The sequence below is a fragment of the uncultured Roseibium sp. genome (assembly GCF_947499295.1).
In the GTDB taxonomy this organism is placed as follows: Bacteria; Pseudomonadota; Alphaproteobacteria; order Rhizobiales; family Stappiaceae; genus Roseibium.
In genome coordinates this window covers 239497-256350 of the sequence record NZ_CANMNP010000001.1, presented here as the reverse complement: position 1 = coordinate 256350, position 16854 = coordinate 239497, and the positions used below count along the sequence as shown (strand labels likewise).

Genomic DNA, 16854 nt, shown 5'->3' with positions numbered 1-16854 from the left:
TCTGCCTGGCAGGCTACATGAGCTATTTCAGTTTTCTGCGTGACAACGCGCGTTGGCTCTCGGCTTCCTATTTGATGGCTGTGTTTTCCGGTTTTGGGCAGACGTTTTTCATTTCCTTGTCCGCCGGCTCCTTGCGGGCCGAATTCAGTCTCAGTCACGGTGACATCGGCCTTTTATACATGTTCGCAACCTTGGGCAGTGCTCTGACGCTGCCCTATGTGGGCAAGAGCCTGGATCATTTTCCGGTGCAGCGGATTGCTGCCGTCGTGATGGTCGGTCTTGCGCTGTTTTGTGTCTTGATGGCGAACACAACGTCTGTCTGGATGATCTTTGTTGCCTTTTACGGTCTTCGCCTTTGCGGGCAGGGAATGATGACGCACACGGCGATCACTGCGTCAGGACGCTGGTTCTCCGCACAAAGGGGCAGGGCAGTTTCAATCGCCACGATGGGATTCCCGACGGCGGAGGCTCTGTTTCCGATCTGTTTTGTTGCCTTGAGCGGTCTGTTCGGCTGGCGCGGGGCATGGACTGTTTCTGCACTCGTGCTGATTGTTGTGTCCATGCCAGTGATATTGACGCTGCTTGCAAAAGACAGAGTGCCGAGCGCGAAGGAAGTTGCGGAAAAGGGGCCAGAGGGACGCCAATGGACACGGCCGGAGGTCCTGCGGGATCCCAGGTTCTGGTTGGTTTCCTTCGGCGTCAACGCACCGGCGTTTATTGGTACTGCGATCTTCTTTCACCAGGTCTATCTGGTGGAGCTGCGAGGTTGGTCGCTCGAAGTGTTCGCCAGCGCGTTTGTCATCATGGCTCTGGGCGTTGTCTGCGCAGCGCTTGTCATCGGTCCGCTGATAGATCGGTATTCCGCTCGCCAGCTTCTGCCATTCACTCTTTTGCCCCTGACAATTGCCTGTGCTGTGCTTGCGTTCTTTCACGCCCCTGCCGCGGCCTTTGTTTTTTTGGGTCTTGTCGGGATCTCAAACGGTTTCAACGGCACGTTGGTCGGGGCTTTGTGGCCCGAGGTCTACGGAACCACCAATATGGGTGCGATCAGATCAGTGGCGTTTGCCTTTATGGTGTTCGCATCGGCAGCCGGCCCAGGCCTGATGGGGTGGCTGATTGATCTGGGAATTTCCTTCGATTTACAAATCATGGCGGTAGGGCTCTACTGCATTGCCTTTTGTGGCGTTCTCGCCATCATGGCCAAGGCTTATCGACCGGAGCACGCGGCAAATTGAATGCTTCGGGACCAAAAAACTCAAGCGCCTTCTGAACTGGACCTTTGATCAGTTCGACAAAGGAAAGCTTGCCCGATACTCACCGAATTGGTTGCCATCCGACGATGCCGCAAAGGTCTCATTTATGTGGCTTGCACCAGTTAGGGGTTGCCGCAGGGAAGCTGCCAAGCTAACTCAGTCGGCATGACTGTAACTGTTCGTTTTGCGCCGTCACCGACTGGCCACATCCACATCGGCAACAGCCGTCCCGCCCTCTACAATTGGCTCTTCGCTCAAAAGATGGGTGGTCAGTTCATATTGCGCTTTGACGATACCGACACGGTGCGATCGAAGCAGGAATATGCGCAGTCGATTGAAAAGGACCTGAGGTGGCTCGGCATAGATCCAGACCGCATTGAGCGACAGTCTGATCGCCTGACGACTTACGATGTATCTGCTCAAAGGCTGAGGGATGCCGGCCTCCTTTATCCTTGTTACGAAACGCCGGACGAACTGGAACGCAGGCGTTCACGGCAACGCGCACTCGGCAGGCCACCAGTTTATGACCGGTCTGGACTGAAACTGAGCGCTGAAGAACGCGCAGCCCTGGAAGCCGGAGGGCGCAAGGCGCATTGGCGTTTCCTGTTGCCGAACTTCGATGGTGACCCGTTCTCAACCAGGCGGACCGATGTTGCATGGTCAGACCTGTGCAGAGGTGATCAGGCTGTTGACCTTGCTTCCATGTCCGACCCGGTTCTGATCCGCGCAGACGGCTCTTACCTTTATACGTTCACATCCATCGTCGACGATATCGATATGGGCGTCTCCCACATTCTCAGAGGCGAAGACCATATTTCGAACACCGCTGTTCAGATAGCAATTTTCAAGGCATTGAATGCCGAACCTCCGATATTCGGTCACCATAATCTGTTGACCACACAGGATGGTGAAGGCCTGTCGAAGCGAAAAGGCGCTCTGTCAATCGGTTCACTGCGAGAGGAAGGCCTGGAACCGATGGCCGTTGCGTCTCTTGCAGTCCTGACCGGCACCAGCCAGGCAGTTGAGCCAGTCCCGACAATGGCAGCGCTTGTTGAGAAGTTCGATCTCACCAGCGTGTCGAAGTCTTCCGCGAAATTCGATCTGGAGGAGCTGAAGGGCCTGAATGCCAGACTGGTCCACGAACTGCCGTTTGAGGCTGTGAAGGACCGATTGGCCAACCTGGGTATTCGCCCAAGTGCAGATTTTTGGGAAACTGTGCGCGGAAACTGTGAAACAGTCGGGGATGCCCGCCACTATTGGCAGGTCGTTGTCGGTCCTGTCGAAAGCCGGGTTGAAGATGATGATGTTGACTTCATTGCGAAGGCAAAAGAGTTCCTGCCTGACGGCGACATCACGCAAGACAGCTGGGGTGCATGGACGTCAGCCTTGAAAGCGGAAACAGGCCGGAAGGGACGTGGACTTTTTATGCCGCTCCGCCGCGTGCTGACAGGGATGGATCACGGTCCAGACATGAAGGCCTTGCTGCCGCTTATTGGGCGACAAAATATTCTGGACCGACTACCCTAACGGCATCCTTGCGACTGTCCTGAGCCGGTCGGAAACCGTCGTCATGTGTTCTGAACACTGGCGAAGAGCTGTCTCCTTCATCGTCTTCGCCGAGACGCGCGCGTATGGAGAGTACAGGCAGCCCGTCCTTGCTTTGGGTGACCTTGGCCAACTCGTTGCCAGCCGCACCTTGTGTGTCAGACAGACGACCAAGTGAAACTGTAACATCAAAACCCTTTTCCAGATTGAAAAGAGTGTCCGGATCTTCATAGCGTGGCAGGTGCGCGCGACGCAGTGGTGTGCGGGCAAACGGAGAGGGAGCGTTCTCGTCTTCCTCAAAGGTTCCGCCACGGCTCGGCTGTAATGTGCGGCGCGGAAGACCCGCACTGATGTCCGACAAAAATATGCGATTGCCGGACCCGCTGGACAATTCTGTCCAGGACGAGGGCGTTTTGGCTTGTCCGGTCGCACGGCAACTGCAGCCCTCGACATATTCCGACTTGTATCGGTGCGCGAAGGGCTGATCGGCATAAAGATCGCCTGCCAATGACATCATTTGCGCCTGGTCACCGCCCGGATTTCGATAAACGTAAAGTTCCGTTTCAGCGGCAGGACAGATCTCAGAGCAGCGGGCCTGATCATTCACAAACTGGTTCTTTCCTGTCGAAAAGCTGACCGGAAAGAAATACCCGTCGCAGGTTCGAACACACAACGTGCGGAATGTGCCGCCTGTTGGAAAGTGCGTGCGTCTCTGGTTGGTGCTCGTCTTGCGGCGTACGGCACGGATGTCGCGGTCGCCAGAATGGGCCGCAACAGGTTCGGCTCTTGTCTGCGGGTTGAACAAGCGCGAAAACAGGTTGCGGGGTTTGTCTTCGCCGGTATTCGTGTTTCTGTTGGCTTCGTGAGAATTGGTGGGTCGATTGCACTTGGCGAGTGAGGCCTTGATTTGCCGAATGCGATTCGTGTTCTTCGCCGAACCTCCGCCAGACCTGGCAAGTTGCCTGTCGATCTTGGCCAGATTGGCCTTCATGCGCTTGATCTTGCTGTTCAAACCAGCGCAGTTGGGGTTATTGCCTCGAGCACAGTTGAAATAACGCGCGTCGCGTTCGGCTGCGGAAATCGCATTTTGCTGCTGTTGCTTCGCAGCGCTCCATTTCCGTGCTGTGGTGCTCTGGTTGCCCGAGCCGGACTCCAGCCGGCGCAGCTCTGATTTCAAGCTGGCGCAGCTGGCCGCTATTGCATCGTGTGCGGGCAGGACAAAGGCTGCGCACACAATAAGCGTGCGCAAAATACTTCCGGACTTGGCGTTTCGGCAAAGTCTCATGACCCATCCCCAGCAGCGTTCAACACCACGCCGTGTCGGCTATTGCCTAAGGCAACACTATCACTGCAACATCAATCAATAGCAACGAAAGCTCTCACGTTAGGTTAATGCTGGCGACGGTTTTTGACCGATCTTCGGTCCATAGAAGTCGGGTCAGCGGCGCGCGCGAGCCGGTCGAGAATATCCTCCAGCATGGCCTGCTGGTCTTCAGTCAACGCATCGAGAAGATCTTCTGAATAGGAAAGTGCCTTGGGGACGATGTCTTCATAAAGAGCCAACCCATCTTTGCTCAGATGCAACGATTGTTCCCTTTGATCATCAAGGCTTCTGTTGCGCTCCAGAAACCCCTTCTCGGCGAGCGAAGAAACGGCCCTGCTGACCTTGGTCTTGTGCATTGAGGTTTCGCGGCCGATATCCCGGGCTGCCATGGACCCGTGTTCGCCAAGTGTGGCCAGCACGCGCCACTCCGGAATCCCGATCCCATACTTGTCCGCATAAATCTTTGAAAAAGATCGGCTAACCGTCTCGGCAAGGTGATTGAGACGGTAGGGCATGAAGTGCCGCAACTTCAGGACCCGGTGTTCCGCGCCATCCGGGCCTGGATCATGCTGGGGTTGCTTCGATTGTTCTGACATGATCGCGATATCGTCCTGCGAATTTCGTTAAGCCTGTTTCGCGGCCAGAATTGGTCTGCCGTGATCCGGCCATTTTCTGTGTCTAGCAAGTATAATCAATTGAAGTTTTCGGCAAAGACACTCGAAGCTTCTTCAGAAAATTACAAGTTGCGTAAGCAAGTGTGGCGGAGAGCTTGCGCAATCGAAGTGAAATTGCGGCAAATGCGTGGAGCTATCTGTTGATAAAGAGGGAATAGTTAAGGATTTGGTGGGGGCGAAATTGCGAATCAGAGACGTAAGCTGAGACGCTACAGTCAATAGTTAAAGCGCAAGATCGGATGCGGGAAATCCGCAAGCGCCGACACTCAGCTGGCAGGAAAGCGAGGCCGCTATGGTGGAAATCAGGAACCCTTCCGAGACTGTTCCGGGAAAAAATGACCGGTTCGAGGAACTGGGAAAAGGCTGCTATGCTTTTGGCGCCGACGGTTGTTCCAACACAGGTGTGATCATTGGTGAACGCGGCGTTCTTGTCGTGGATCCACAGGCAACACCTGCTCTTGCCGAAAAAGTACTCCAGAAAATACGGGAACTGACGGACAAGCCTATTAAGCAGGTTGTTCTGACCCATTTTCATGCCGATAGCACACTTGGGGCAACGGCTTTCGAGCCCGCGGATGTCATTGCATCTGACCTGACAAGACGGATGATCGATACGCGTGGATCCGATGATATCCGTGTGTTGTGTGACCGCGATTCGGCACTTTTTTCAGACCTTCCAGCAGACAGCACTGTCATTCAGCCCAGTATGACGATTGCGTCTTCAATGACGATCGACCTCGGCGGAATGGAAGTTCGTCTTATGCACCTTGGCCGAGGTCACACCATGGGCGATATGGTTGTCTGGGTACCGCAGAGTTCAGTCATATTTGCGGGCGATTTGGTGCAAAAAACAAGTGTTCCCTATTGCGGGGATGCTCATCTGACGGACTGGCCGCGTGCGCTCGATCGTGTGACCGCATTTCGTCCGAACGCTCTGATGCCCGGACGTGGAAAGTCTGCCAAGGGTGGTCCGGCAGTTGCGACCGCCGTAGAAATGACGAGGGATTACGTCATTACTCTTCGAGATGCAGCGTCTGCCTGTGTGGAGCAGAGCCTCGGTCTTCGGGACACTTATCTCGCCGTCAAGGACGCACTGGAGCCTCAGTTCGGGTCGCGCGAGAACTTTGAGTTTCACCTGCCTTTCAATGTCGCACGCGCCTATGATGAGGCGCTTGGGCTCGATCAACCACAAATCTGGACCCTTGAGCGTTGTGCGGATTTGGTTGATGCTTTGGGGGGATCTCAATCGACGCCGGACGACGCAGCTTCCGATGAACAGGTGGCAGTTGCAGCGCAGTCCGATGAGGCCGACGGGGATCAGACAGTCGAAGACAGCCAGTCTGAGCTTGTCACCGACACCGATTTTGCCGCTTCGCTGGTCTCCGGACCAGAGCAAGATGACGAAGGTGAAGATCTGGACCTTACTGCAGATGATATCGCCGACGATGGCGATGAAACAACCGTCGCATCGCGGCAAGGTGATGGTGAAAACCAGGAAAAGGTTCTGGAAGGAGTTCGCTGATTTCAGCGAGAGATATGGTCTTCTTGAGTTTGACGCGCGCTTGACCAGCGCGCGTTTTCTCTGTCTAGCGCTTGATCATGATTGTAAGGCCCCCACATGTGAGGCGTTCCTAAGATCTGGAGAATATCAATGCGTTTTTTGACAGCCGTCGCTTTTGCACTGGCCGTTTGTGTTCACGGTGCGGGCCTGGCGTTCGCTGACGACGATCCCGATTTGATTTTCAAGAAATCGACCGTCTGGAAATTCTTGACCCCGGATCACAAGCTGGCAACCTATGCAATCGACGATCCACTGGTCGATGGCGTTGCCTGCCATTTCACGGTTCCGGAGAAGGGGGGCGTGTCAGGCTGGCTGGGTGTTGCGGAAGAGGTTTCCGATGTTTCGCTGGCCTGTCGCCAGGTCGGGCCGGTAACGATCAAGGAAAACTTCGAGCAGGGCGAGGAAATGTTTCGTCAGCGTCGATCGTTCATGTTCAAGAAGATGCGTATCGTGCGGGGGTGCGACACAAAGCGAAATGTTCTGGTCTACCTGGTCTACTCAGACAAGCTGATTGAAGGTAGCCCGAAGAATTCCACTTCGACGGTGCCGCTGATGCCCTGGGGTGATCAAATGCCGCCAAACTGCGGTGACTACCTGAGCGACTGATTTTGATAACAATTGGCCTTGGCGCGGGTCAGTCCGCGTCAAGCGTTTCGAGATGCTTGGCGACCGGAAGATCGGCATCGGCGCAAAAATGCTTGTACAGCATGGCCATGATGTCTTTGACCGGTTCGCTTGCCAGTCGATAGTAAATCGTTGTTCCTTCGCGCCGCGTTGTCACCAATCCCTGTGCGCGCAATAAGGCCAACTGCTGTGAAACCGTAGGCATACGCAACCCGGTTTTTTCAGCCAAATCGCTGACGCAGCGTTCCTCTTCCAGGACCAGACACATCAGCAGCAGGCGCGGCGCGGATGCCATCATCTTTAGAAATTCCGCCGCAGATTCCGCTTTTTCTTCTAGTGCCTTGTATTCCATGAGGTAACCTTGCCAAACAAAGGATCGCACTGCAAGTGAGGCGCTTGGCCAAAGCAGTGCAGGCGCTTTTAAATACGGCTGGCGACCGTGACAATGATGTTGCCGTTTCCGCAACCTGTGCCTGTCATCCAGCACATGCTTTTCTGCTGCATTTCCTGACCGAAAGCTTTGGTGCCGTCGGTGATGACGACGATGGCTGCAAATGGGCCGCCAAAAACAATGGCCAGAAAGACTATGACAAAGAGGCGGTTCAACATGGGTATCTCCTGATGGCAATCCGTATCGATTGACTGGAGATTAGGCTTGTGGCCTTGAACCCATGCTGAGTGTCACATTCAGCTACCGTTCAGTTTCGTAAACGCTGAATTAATCTTTTGTTTTCAGATGTTTACTCATTTAGAGGTTCTTTGTCATCGCTGTTCGCAGCGCTTTCAGAAGAACCTTGTCCCGCTCATAGATGTCCTTTCTGAAATGCGTTGACCCGTCCTTGTTCATCCATGCTGTCAGATAGGTCAGATGCACTTCTATGGGCACCTTGGGCTTGATGACAGTTCGTTTTTCACTGTCTCTGACTGTTTCCCAGTGTCCCGGATTCACGGCACTATCGACAAGAAGCACGTCGGCTAGCCCAAACGGGTTGGAGACCCGGATGCAACCGTGGCTGAACGCGCGCTCCGACCGAGAGAACAAGGATTTGGACGGCGTGTCGTGGATATAGATATTGAACCGGTTCGGGAACATGAACTTGATCCGGCCGAGAGCATTTCCATCGCCTGGGTCCTGGCGCAGTCGGAACGGAAAATTGCCGCGCGAATAGCCGTTCCAGGCAATTTGCGTCGGGGCAATTTCAGTTCCATCCCGGAATATCCTGATTTTCTTGCTGGTCAGGGCTGAGGGGTCCTGCTTCAGCTTGGGGAGGTATTCCTTCGTTGCGATGGAGTAGGGCACATTCCAGAAAGGGTTGATCTCGACATATTCCAGCTGGTCGGAAAAGACAGGAGTGGCGTGATAAGGCTTGCCCACGACAACTCTGGCGGTGTGGATCGTCTTTCCGTTGCGCACCACCTTCAGGTTCTGGTCCGCTAGATTTGAAAACACATAGAACTCGCCAAGATCGTCCCGCATCCAGCGGCGGCGCTCCATGTTGAGTTCCATCTGGATCAGTTTTTCCTGGATAGGGGTGTTGAGGTTGGCTAGCGTGCTCTTGCCGATGACCCCATCCATATCAAGTCCGTGATACTCCTGAAAGGTTCTGACCGCCTCCACCAGCGCGCCTTCGTATAGATCTCCGGTGTGATTTTCAGCGCCTGGAATATCCTCTTCGATCAACCTTTGCTGAAGGGCTTCGAGACGAGGATCCTGCATCCCCGGTTTCAGCACTTCACCATCCGGGACCTGTGTGAAACCGCCACTTGCGGCCTTTTCCCGATATTGGGCAAGCCGCCGTTTCAAGCGGGCATAGTTGTCGGACTGGGGCGCAAGGCCTTCCAGAAAAGCGCTGAAGTCGACTGCCTTCTCGGCATTCTCAAAAAGGTTTTTGGCATCCGGTTTGTCTGGAAACAGGTTCAGCGCCTTGTTGATTGCATTGGGCTGCACCCTTCCGGAAGACAAGTGGGTGGCGTATCGCAGAAACTGGCGGGACAGGTCCAAATCGAACGCGGCCCATTCATCAGCTGTCTGGGCGGTTTCAGATCGTTCGATGAATTCTATTGGGCCGTAATTGTTTGGATTGAGCGCATGGTCATTGGCCTCGGCCATGGCAGCGATGACGAGATGCGCATTCTCGGTCAGCCCGTTTTCCGTGAACCAGACGGGAGCGAATGCACGTTCGCCGTAATAGAAAAACAGGCCGCCTTCGTCATCATCTGACATTGCGGACTGGATCGCCTTGGCAATCGGCGTTTGAGGATCGAGCACCTGAGGCTGCGGGACGATCTGCGTCTCTTCGACAGCCGGTGCCTCGGTCTTTGCAAGAGCCTCTTGACCGCCGTGCGGCAAGCTAAGAGCCAGAACTAATATCAGGACTTTGAAGACAAAACGAAATGATGAAAAGCTTTCCAAAGGAATACCCCCTCTGATTCCCGGTTCGCTCAGTTTAAGACAAGTCAGGTGATGCGCCAACGTTACGGTATTCACGTTTTGGCGGGCCACCTCATTTGCTGCCTTGACCGGCTCGCGATTTCCGGTCCATAAAGCTGGCCATGATGACGGCCACACGGAACATCATTTCGATCACCATTATTTGCAGCTAGCGACACCGCTGGCTGTGGCCGTTCCCTCTTGGCAAAAATTTCTCTGAGACGGATCGCCCGGCCAGCCGGCCAGGAGACCGTTTGACATGAGCGCCGCTGAACCAGCGAAATCCGGCACTTTCAAGGGCTTGAAGCTCACCAATACATTGACGCGCAAGAAGGAAGACTTCCGGGCGATCGATGACGGCAACGTGCGGCTCTATGTCTGCGGCCCGACGGTTTACGATTTCGCTCATATCGGCAATGCACGTCCGGCCATTGTCTTCGACGTGCTTTATCGTCTGCTGCGCCACCTCTACGGCGAGAGCCACGTAACATATGTCCGCAACATCACCGACGTGGACGACAAGATCAATGCAAGGGCTCTGCGGGACTATCCCGATTTGCCTTTGAACGAAGCCATCGCGAAGGTGACCAAGAAAACTACGGATCAATATCACAAGGACATCGATGCGCTCGGCGTTCTTGAACCCACCTTCGAGCCTCGTGCGACCCAGCATATCGACGGAATGGTCGAAATGATTGGCGTTCTGATCGACAAGGGGCATGCCTATCAGGCTGGTGGTGAAGTCCTCTTTGATACCTCTTCAACGGACAGCTACGGCGGTCTTTCCAAGCGCAAGCTGGACGAGCAAATGGCCGGTGCCCGCATCGCCGTTGATGCGCACAAGAAGAACCCGGGGGATTTTGTTCTCTGGAAGCTGTCCAGTGAGGAAGAGCCGGGTTGGGAGAGCCCTTGGGGCAGGGGACGGCCTGGCTGGCATATCGAATGCTCGGTCATGAGCGAACATCACCTGGGCAAGGTTTTCGACATTCACGGTGGCGGTCTCGATCTGATCTTCCCGCACCATGAAAACGAGATTGCGCAGTCATGCTGCGCACATGGCACTGACCTGATGGCCAATTACTGGATGCACAACGGCTTCCTGCAGGTCGAAGGCCGCAAGATGTCCAAATCGGAGGGAAACTTTTTCACAATCCAGGAGCTTCTGGAAACGGAAAGTTTTGGCGGCCGGAGCTGGCCGGGTGAAGTTTTGCGCCTCGCCATGCTGATGACCAACTACCGCGAGCCGATCGACTTCTCGCAGCGCAAGCTCGAGGAGGCTGAGAACCTGTTGTCAAAATGGCCGGAGCCCGTTGAAACCGATGCGCCGCCTGCCGACGAGGTCGTCGATGCACTGCTGGACGATCTGAACACGGCCTCGGCCATTCAGGCACTTCATTTGCTTGCGCAGGAAGCCTCAAGGAACCCCGACAAGCTGCAGGCCTATTCCGCCTCCGCGATCTTGCTTGGTGTTTCACCAGTCAAGGTCGATCTCTCGGGATTTGATGAAACTTCAATCCTGTCATCCATAAATCGCCGTTTGGAGGCACTGAAGGCCAAGAACTGGGCCGAAGCCGATCTGATCCGCGATGAACTGACGTCTCAGGGAATTCTTCTAAAGGATTCAAAAGACTCAGAAACCGGCGAGCGGGTTACGACATGGGAGGTCAAGCGGTGAGCGTAGTTGAAAATCAGTCACTCAGCGGCGGATGCCAGTGCGGCGCGGTGCGCTACCGGGTCACCGGAAAAACCGACTATCCGCATCTGTGCCACTGCCGGATGTGCCAAAAAGCGTCGGGTAATTTCTTTTTGCCGTTGATAGGGACAGAGAAAAAGGATTTCGAGTGGACCAGGGGAGAACCGACCTGGTTTCATTCTTCCAAGCCTGTCCGGCGCGCCTTTTGCAACATCTGCGGCACTCCGCTGGCGTTCGACACAGTGGGAGACACGGTCATTTCCTTCACCCATGGAAGCCTGGACGATGTCGGAGCCGTCACACCGGTTGAGCAATCCGGCGTGGAGGGGCGCGTTTCTTTCTATGACAAACTCTTCTCGCTCCCTGAAACGGTGTCAAATCGCGACGACCTGCCAGGGGGCACAAGTGATGTTTCATCGACCAATTGCCAGCACCCGGATCATGACACAACAACCTGGCCGGAGGGACATCGATGACCGGGTTTAGCGGCGGTTGCCAATGCGGCGCTGTTCGCTTTCGCGTTGCCGGCGAGCTGGGAATGGCGTCCATTTGTCATTGCCGTATGTGTCAAAAGGCTTTCGGAGGGCTCTACGGTCCGCTCGTCAGCGTGCTGGACGAAAAGGATCTCAGCTGGATACGCCAGGAACCGAAACGGTTCCAGAGCTCGAACGCGGTGAAACGCGGGTTTTGTGGTGAATGCGGCACACCTTTGACCTATGAAGCCCCGGATGGGGTAGCGTTGGCTATAGGCGCATTTGACGACCCGGGAGCGATAGCACCCGTTATTCAATATGGGGTCGAGGGCAAATTGCCCTTCACTGACCGCATGGCGGACATTCCGGCACGCACGACCGAAGACGATTTTGAGGCACTCGCCTTTCTGGCCTCGATCGTGTCGAACCAGCACCCTGATCACGACACCGAAACCTGGCCGCCGGTTAAGTCAGGTCATACGGAAAACATATAAAAAGCAGCGAACGCGCTGGGTAGGAAACGCATATGACCAAGGATCGCCTTTATCTATTCGACACAACGCTGCGCGACGGAGCGCAGACGAGCGGGATTGATTTTTCGGTCAACGAAAAGATTGTGATTGCCGGACTTCTTGAGCGCCTCGGTGTCGACTATCTGGAAGGCGGTTATCCGGGAGCCAATCCGACCGACACGGAATTCTTTCGCGAAAAGCGTACGGAAAAGGCGATTTTCACTGCGTTCGGCATGACCAAACGGGCAGGGCGTTCTGCCGCCAATGATCCTGGTCTACAGCAGATTCTGACGTCGAAATCGGATGCATGCTGTTTTGTTGCCAAGGCCTGGGACTATCACGTCAAGGTCGCGCTTGGGTGCACCAATGAGGAAAACCTGGATTCGATCCACGAAACAGTGACCGCTGCCGTGGCCGCAGGAAAAGAGGCCATGATCGATTGCGAGCATTTTTTCGATGGATACAAGTCCAACCCGGACTACGCCATCGATTGCGCCCGCACGGCTTATCAGGCCGGTGCCCGTTGGATAGTACTCTGTGACACCAATGGCGGAACCCTGCCGGATGAGGTCTATCATATCGTGGCGCGCGTCCAGGATGTCGTGCCTGGCTCACATCTCGGCATCCACACCCACGATGATACGGGTCACGCGGTTGCCAATTCGCTGGCAGCTGTTGATGCGGGCGTTCGTCAGGTTCAGGGCACGCTCAACGGGCTCGGAGAGCGCTGCGGCAACGCAAACCTGATCACTTTGATCCCGACATTGAAGCTCAAGCCGGCATTCAATGAGCGTTTCGAACTGGGTGTCAGCGATGAGCAGCTGAAAGAGATCACAGCCATCTCTCATGCCTTTGACGAGATACTGAACCGGTCCCCGGATCGACAGGCTCCTTATGTCGGCGAAACGGCTTTTGCCACCAAGGCCGGTATCCATGCGTCCGCGATTTTGAAAGATCCGCAGACCTATGAACATGTTGCGCCTGAAAACGTCGGTAACCAGCGCCGCGTTCTGGTGTCCGACCAGGCCGGTAAAAGCAATCTTCTGGGAGAACTCAACCGGGTCGGCATTGAAGTCGACAAAGCCGATCCGAAGCTCGACCGGCTGCTTGCTCTGGTCAAGGAACGGGAAGCGGAGGGGTATGCCTACGAGGCCGCCGACGCTTCCTTTGAACTGCTGGCCCGGCGTGAATTGGGGGAAGTCCCGCGTTTTTTTGACGTGAACTCCTTCCGGGTGATGGTCGAGCGCCGTTTCAACGCGATCGGTGATCTGGTCACCGTGTCTGAGGCGGTCGTCAAAGTGGATGTTGAAGGCGAAACCCGCATGTCGGTTGCCGAAGGAAACGGTCCGGTCAATGCGCTGGACATGGCTCTGCGCAAAGATCTCGGCAAGTATCAGTCGGACATTGCGGGCCTGGAGTTGATTGATTACAAGGTGAGGATTCTCAATGGTGGAACGGGCGCTGTAACGCGCGTTCTCATTGAAAGCCATGATACCAAATCCCACCGCCGCTGGTTCACGATCGGTGTCTCTTCAAATATTGTCGATGCCTCGTTCCAGGCACTTGTCGACTCCATCACATTCGCGCTTTTAAAGGCAAACGGGTCTGACTAAGGTCCGTCGCTGGCAAGGCGCCAGAAAGGCAATCTGATGTCGCAGACGGTGTCTGACGCCGAAGCGCATGCGGAGTTCCGCAGGGGACTGATGTTCGGTTTTGCGGCTTACGGTATGTGGGGCTTCTTTCCCGCTTACTACAAGCTGACCGACACGGTTCCTGCCGACATTGTCGTCTCCCATCGTATCCTTTGGTCGGTGCTGTTTGTCGGATTGTATCTGTACCTGCGGGGCCGCTGGCCTGAAGTGCGCGAGGTTTTCAGACAGCCCAATGTGCTGAAGGGCTTGTGCGCTTCGGCAAGTTTTATTGCGGTCAACTGGCTCGTGTTCGTCTGGGCGATTGCCAACGAGCAGGTTCTCGACGTTTCCCTCGGGTATTTCATAAATCCCCTTGTGAGCATCGTCGTCGGTCTGGTTGTGCTTCATGAGCGCCTCTCGATAGGACAGGGCATTGCCGTTGGAATTGCAGCTCTGGCGGTGTTGATGCAGGCGGTGCTTGCTGGCGGATTGCCCTGGGTGTCGCTGGTTCTGGCTTTTTCCTTCGCCGGTTATGGCTATGTCCGCAAGGTGACGCCTGTGAAGGCTACGCCGGGGATGTTCGTGGAAACGCTTTTGCTGATGCCGCTGGCGAGCCTCTATGTTCTCTTGAGCCTCAGCTGGGGTGAAGATGCCTTGGTGCTGAACGATCTGCCGGTTCTCGCAGCACTCGCAGGGACCGGTATTGTCACCGCTCTGCCGCTCATCTTCTTTTCATCTGCGGCTCGGCGTTTGCCGCTCTTCATGTTGGGTTTGATGCAGTATATGGCGCCATCCATGCACTTTCTGATGGCAGTCTATGTTTGGGGCGAACCACTCGACCCGACAAAGCTGATGGCTTTTGCGCTCATCTGGGTGGCGCTAGTGGTCTTTACCTTTGACAGTTGGCATCGTTACCGAAAGGCGCATTGAGATCAGGTCACGCCTGTTGTTGCTCAGTCTGCGGCTACCAGCTGGCCGCGACCGGTTCTCTTGGCCGTATAGAGCCTCAGATCTGCGGTTTTGAGAGCGGTGTCGAATTTGTCGTCTTCAAGCACCGACGCTCCGATGCTTGTTTGAATATTGTGTTCCTGACCGTCGAATTTGACGGGCGCGATTTGTATGGTTTGAAGCAACCCCTGTAAACTTTGAGCGACTTCATCCCTCGACCTGTCGCAAAAGACTATGCAGAACTCATCGCCCCCCAGACGGGCAACAATGTCGTTTTCATTGGTAAGTTCGGCGAGGTGACCTGCAAAGCGCTTTAGGACCGCGTCCCCGAAATCGTGGCCGAGGGTATCATTGATGTCCTTGAAGGAGTCCAGATCCAGCAGGGCCAGCCAGTGGTTGCGGCCCTCGGTCACGGCCCACCCCTTGATGACTTTGGCTGTTTCGTCGAGCAGGTAGCGTCGGTTGTATAGCCCGGTCAGTGCATCGCGCATCGCCATGTTGTTCAGTTCTTCAATGCGATAGATGTAGTCCAGATTTTGCGACACTCTGAGAAGCAGTTCCTCCGGAGAACAGTTCTTGTCGACAAAGTCAGCGGCGCCATACTTCAAAAATCGAACCCGATTGTCCGGATTTGCAAATGAGGACATGCCGATGACGCCGACTTTTTCAGCATCATGCAGCCGCCTGCAGGCTTTCAAAAAAGCAAATCCGTCTTTGTCCGGCATGAAATAGTCGGCCAAGACCAGCTTGATGTCCGGATTGGCCGCCAGGCACTCCAGGGCTTCATCCGTGGAGCCGGCCTGATAGACCTTGTAAAGATGTTTGGAGACTATCTTGGAAATTGCATCGCGTTCGACCGCAGCATCATCGAGAACCAGGATGCCGATGCTCGGGTTCTTCGCAAGTTTGCGGATCAGATCGGCAACGTAGTTCAAACTGCCCGGTGAATCCTTCAACACATAGTCGATCACACCCTTTTCCAGCATTTTGCTCCGGGTTTTGGCATCGAAACGGCTGGTGAAGACGATCGTCGGAATTTTCCATTTTTCGCAAAGATCGACGATCTCGCCATCAGGTGCATCGGGCAAGGTCAGATCGACCAGGGCAAGGTCCGGCTCGCCGATGGGCAGATTGAGGCAGCTTTCAGCTTCCGCATAGTTTCGGGCCACCATGATCTGGTTTCTGCCGACCTCGTGCAGTTTTTTAACGATCGCTTTTTCAAAAAACGAAGCGTCTTCAACCAAAAGGGTCGTTTGCATGGAAGGACCTATTGCTAGCGAATCTTTCGGGACGGTACTATTCAATGACACCAACCGCAATTTATACGGTTGTTGTTTTTCCGATCACCTCAGGAGAAAGATCTTTCTACCTGACTACTTTGTTCACAACTCTCTGACGTCGGCCAGGTGATCTGATACCTGCTGCGAGGTGCCGGAAACTTGTTGGCGCAGCAACGGCAAGATGTCCTCTATCTTCTTGGCGACCAGATAAGGGACTTCGGTTTCTGGACGGATGTAGCCCTGAGCACGCATGTGGTCCAGCAGTTCAAGAAGTGGTGACCAGAAACCGTTGATATTCGCAAGGACGACGGGCTTGCGGTGCTGACCAAGCTGGGCCCAGGTCATCATTTCCACGGCTTCTTCCAAGGTGCCGATCCCACCTGGTAGCGCAATGAACGCATCCGATTTTTCGAACATCAAATGCTTGCGCTCGTGCATATCACTGGTGATGACAAGGTCTTCCAGCGTGTCCAGCATCACTTCGCGTTTTTCCAGGAACTTTGGAATAATCCCGGTGACGTCGCCGCCGGACTCCAGCGCAGATTTTGCAACCGTGCCCATCAGGCCGACCGAGCCGCCGCCGTAGACCAGACGCAGCCCCGCGTCGGCGATGAGCTGACCAAGACGGGTTGCCGCTGCTTCGTGAGTCGGGTCCGAACCAAAGCTGGAACCACAATAAACGCAGACGCTCTTAAGCTGATTTTGAGAAACCGTATTCATGACGCAAAGATGTGGCATTCAGATTGCCATGTGGTCAAGCATTCTGTTTGAAAGGCCTTGGTTCTGAAGCGGGATTTCTTGCCGCGCTTTGAAAGAACAGCTATGCATGGACCCTGACAGGACTTTTCTGACTGTGGCTGAAGCCGCAGGGCCTGATGCAGGGAACAGACACGGAATTGCCGCGG

The 16854-nt window shown here is 54.9% G+C and carries 16 protein-coding genes; 9 read left to right on the top strand and 7 right to left on the bottom strand.

Translation table 11 applies throughout. From position 1 onward, the window contains the following. Positions 1-17 precede the first annotated feature (17 nt). A complete protein-coding gene (locus tag Q0835_RS01180; RefSeq protein WP_298957922.1) occupies positions 18-1235 on the top strand; it encodes an MFS transporter in 1218 nt (405 codons plus the stop codon). Between the two features lie 183 nt (positions 1236-1418). Continuing rightward, positions 1419-2780 (top strand): glutamate--tRNA ligase, encoded by a 1362-nt coding sequence (gene gltX, locus Q0835_RS01175; protein ID WP_298957920.1) that lies wholly within the window; start codon positions 1419-1421, stop codon positions 2778-2780. Here gltX and Q0835_RS01170 read toward each other — a convergent pair. Both Q0835_RS01170 and Q0835_RS01165 read right to left on the bottom strand, forming a co-directional pair. Continuing rightward, positions 2743-4083 (bottom strand): DUF2865 domain-containing protein, encoded by a 1341-nt coding sequence (locus Q0835_RS01170; protein WP_298957918.1) that lies wholly within the window; start codon positions 4081-4083, stop codon positions 2743-2745. The genes gltX and Q0835_RS01170 overlap by 38 nt on opposite strands. Positions 4084-4187: 104 nt before the next feature. Then, a complete protein-coding gene (locus Q0835_RS01165; protein WP_298957916.1) occupies positions 4188-4718 on the bottom strand; it encodes a MarR family transcriptional regulator in 531 nt (176 codons plus the stop codon). A gap of 370 nt (positions 4719-5088) precedes the next feature. Between Q0835_RS01165 and Q0835_RS01160 the strand changes: the two genes are divergently transcribed. Together Q0835_RS01160 and Q0835_RS01155 are read left to right on the top strand one after the other, a co-directional pair. After that, entirely contained in the window at positions 5089-6318 is a 1230-nt protein-coding gene (locus Q0835_RS01160; RefSeq protein ID WP_298957914.1) for an MBL fold metallo-hydrolase, read from the top strand. A 129-nt stretch (positions 6319-6447) separates the two neighbouring features. After that, positions 6448-6963, top strand: a complete 516-nt coding sequence (locus Q0835_RS01155) for a CreA family protein (RefSeq protein ID WP_298814582.1) — start codon at positions 6448-6450, stop codon at positions 6961-6963. Positions 6964-6991: 28 nt separating this feature from the next. Here Q0835_RS01155 and Q0835_RS01150 read toward each other — a convergent pair whose 3' ends face one another. From Q0835_RS01150 to Q0835_RS01140, 3 genes are all read right to left on the bottom strand, one after another. Next, complete coding sequence (locus Q0835_RS01150) at positions 6992-7333, bottom strand: metalloregulator ArsR/SmtB family transcription factor (protein WP_298814580.1); 342 nt, start codon at positions 7331-7333, stop codon at positions 6992-6994. A gap of 68 nt (positions 7334-7401) precedes the next feature. Further along, the gene (locus Q0835_RS01145) at positions 7402-7590 is read right to left on the bottom strand and encodes a sugar transporter (RefSeq protein ID WP_298814578.1); all 189 of its coding nucleotides are present in this window, start codon (positions 7588-7590) and stop codon (positions 7402-7404) included. A gap of 139 nt (positions 7591-7729) precedes the next feature. Further along, on the bottom strand, positions 7730-9394 hold the full coding sequence (locus Q0835_RS01140; protein ID WP_298957913.1) for a L,D-transpeptidase family protein: 1665 nt from the start codon (positions 9392-9394) through the stop codon (positions 7730-7732). A gap of 277 nt (positions 9395-9671) precedes the next feature. Here Q0835_RS01140 and cysS point away from each other — a divergent pair, with 277 nt between their 5' ends. The 5 genes from cysS to rarD are packed head-to-tail and all read left to right on the top strand — an operon-like array spanning position 9672 to position 14651. Continuing rightward, entirely contained in the window at positions 9672-11087 is a 1416-nt protein-coding gene (gene cysS / locus Q0835_RS01135; RefSeq protein WP_298957911.1) for a cysteine--tRNA ligase, read from the top strand. Further along, positions 11084-11581, top strand: coding sequence for a GFA family protein (locus Q0835_RS01130; RefSeq protein ID WP_298957909.1), 498 nt, complete (start codon positions 11084-11086; stop codon positions 11579-11581). Before cysS ends, Q0835_RS01130 begins: the two co-directional genes overlap by 4 nt. Further along, positions 11578-12072 (top strand): GFA family protein, encoded by a 495-nt coding sequence (locus Q0835_RS01125; protein WP_298957908.1) that lies wholly within the window; start codon positions 11578-11580, stop codon positions 12070-12072. The genes Q0835_RS01130 and Q0835_RS01125 overlap by 4 nt, the downstream gene beginning before the upstream one ends. A gap of 32 nt (positions 12073-12104) precedes the next feature. Further along, positions 12105-13703 carry a citramalate synthase gene (cimA, locus tag Q0835_RS01120; RefSeq protein ID WP_298957907.1) on the top strand — a complete coding sequence of 533 codons (1599 nt, stop codon included), beginning with the start codon at positions 12105-12107 and terminating at the stop codon, positions 13701-13703. A 36-nt stretch (positions 13704-13739) separates the two neighbouring features. Beyond that, positions 13740-14651, top strand: a complete 912-nt coding sequence (gene rarD, locus Q0835_RS01115) for an EamA family transporter RarD (protein ID WP_298814566.1) — start codon at positions 13740-13742, stop codon at positions 14649-14651. Positions 14652-14674: 23 nt separating this feature from the next. On the opposite strand, the gene Q0835_RS01110 is transcribed toward rarD, so the two are convergent. Then, the gene (locus Q0835_RS01110; RefSeq protein WP_298814564.1) at positions 14675-15928 is read right to left on the bottom strand and encodes a diguanylate cyclase; all 1254 of its coding nucleotides are present in this window, start codon (positions 15926-15928) and stop codon (positions 14675-14677) included. A gap of 123 nt (positions 15929-16051) precedes the next feature. Further along, positions 16052-16669 carry a TIGR00730 family Rossman fold protein gene (locus Q0835_RS01105; RefSeq protein ID WP_298957905.1) on the bottom strand — a complete coding sequence of 206 codons (618 nt, stop codon included), beginning with the start codon at positions 16667-16669 and terminating at the stop codon, positions 16052-16054. Positions 16670-16854 lie beyond the last annotated feature (185 nt).

Coding starts and splice junctions, on each gene's coding strand:
- cysS (WP_298957911.1), top strand. CDS start 9,672: ATGAGCGCCGCTGAACCAGCGAAATCCGGCACTTTCAAGGGCTTGAAG.
- Q0835_RS01105 (WP_298957905.1), bottom strand. CDS start 16,669: ATGAATACGGTTTCTCAAAATCAGCTTAAGAGCGTCTGCGTTTATTGT.
- gltX (WP_298957920.1), top strand. CDS start 1,419: ATGACTGTAACTGTTCGTTTTGCGCCGTCACCGACTGGCCACATCCAC.
- cimA (WP_298957907.1), top strand. CDS start 12,105: ATGACCAAGGATCGCCTTTATCTATTCGACACAACGCTGCGCGACGGA.
- Q0835_RS01150 (WP_298814580.1), bottom strand. CDS start 7,333: ATGGAATACAAGGCACTAGAAGAAAAAGCGGAATCTGCGGCGGAATTT.
- Q0835_RS01160 (WP_298957914.1), top strand. CDS start 5,089: ATGGTGGAAATCAGGAACCCTTCCGAGACTGTTCCGGGAAAAAATGAC.
- Q0835_RS01165 (WP_298957916.1), bottom strand. CDS start 4,718: ATGTCAGAACAATCGAAGCAACCCCAGCATGATCCAGGCCCGGATGGC.
- Q0835_RS01110 (WP_298814564.1), bottom strand. CDS start 15,928: ATGCAAACGACCCTTTTGGTTGAAGACGCTTCGTTTTTTGAAAAAGCG.
- rarD (WP_298814566.1), top strand. CDS start 13,740: ATGTCGCAGACGGTGTCTGACGCCGAAGCGCATGCGGAGTTCCGCAGG.
- Q0835_RS01145 (WP_298814578.1), bottom strand. CDS start 7,590: ATGTTGAACCGCCTCTTTGTCATAGTCTTTCTGGCCATTGTTTTTGGC.
- Q0835_RS01155 (WP_298814582.1), top strand. CDS start 6,448: ATGCGTTTTTTGACAGCCGTCGCTTTTGCACTGGCCGTTTGTGTTCAC.
- Q0835_RS01180 (WP_298957922.1), top strand. CDS start 18: ATGAGCTATTTCAGTTTTCTGCGTGACAACGCGCGTTGGCTCTCGGCT.
- Q0835_RS01170 (WP_298957918.1), bottom strand. CDS start 4,083: ATGAGACTTTGCCGAAACGCCAAGTCCGGAAGTATTTTGCGCACGCTT.
- Q0835_RS01125 (WP_298957908.1), top strand. CDS start 11,578: ATGACCGGGTTTAGCGGCGGTTGCCAATGCGGCGCTGTTCGCTTTCGC.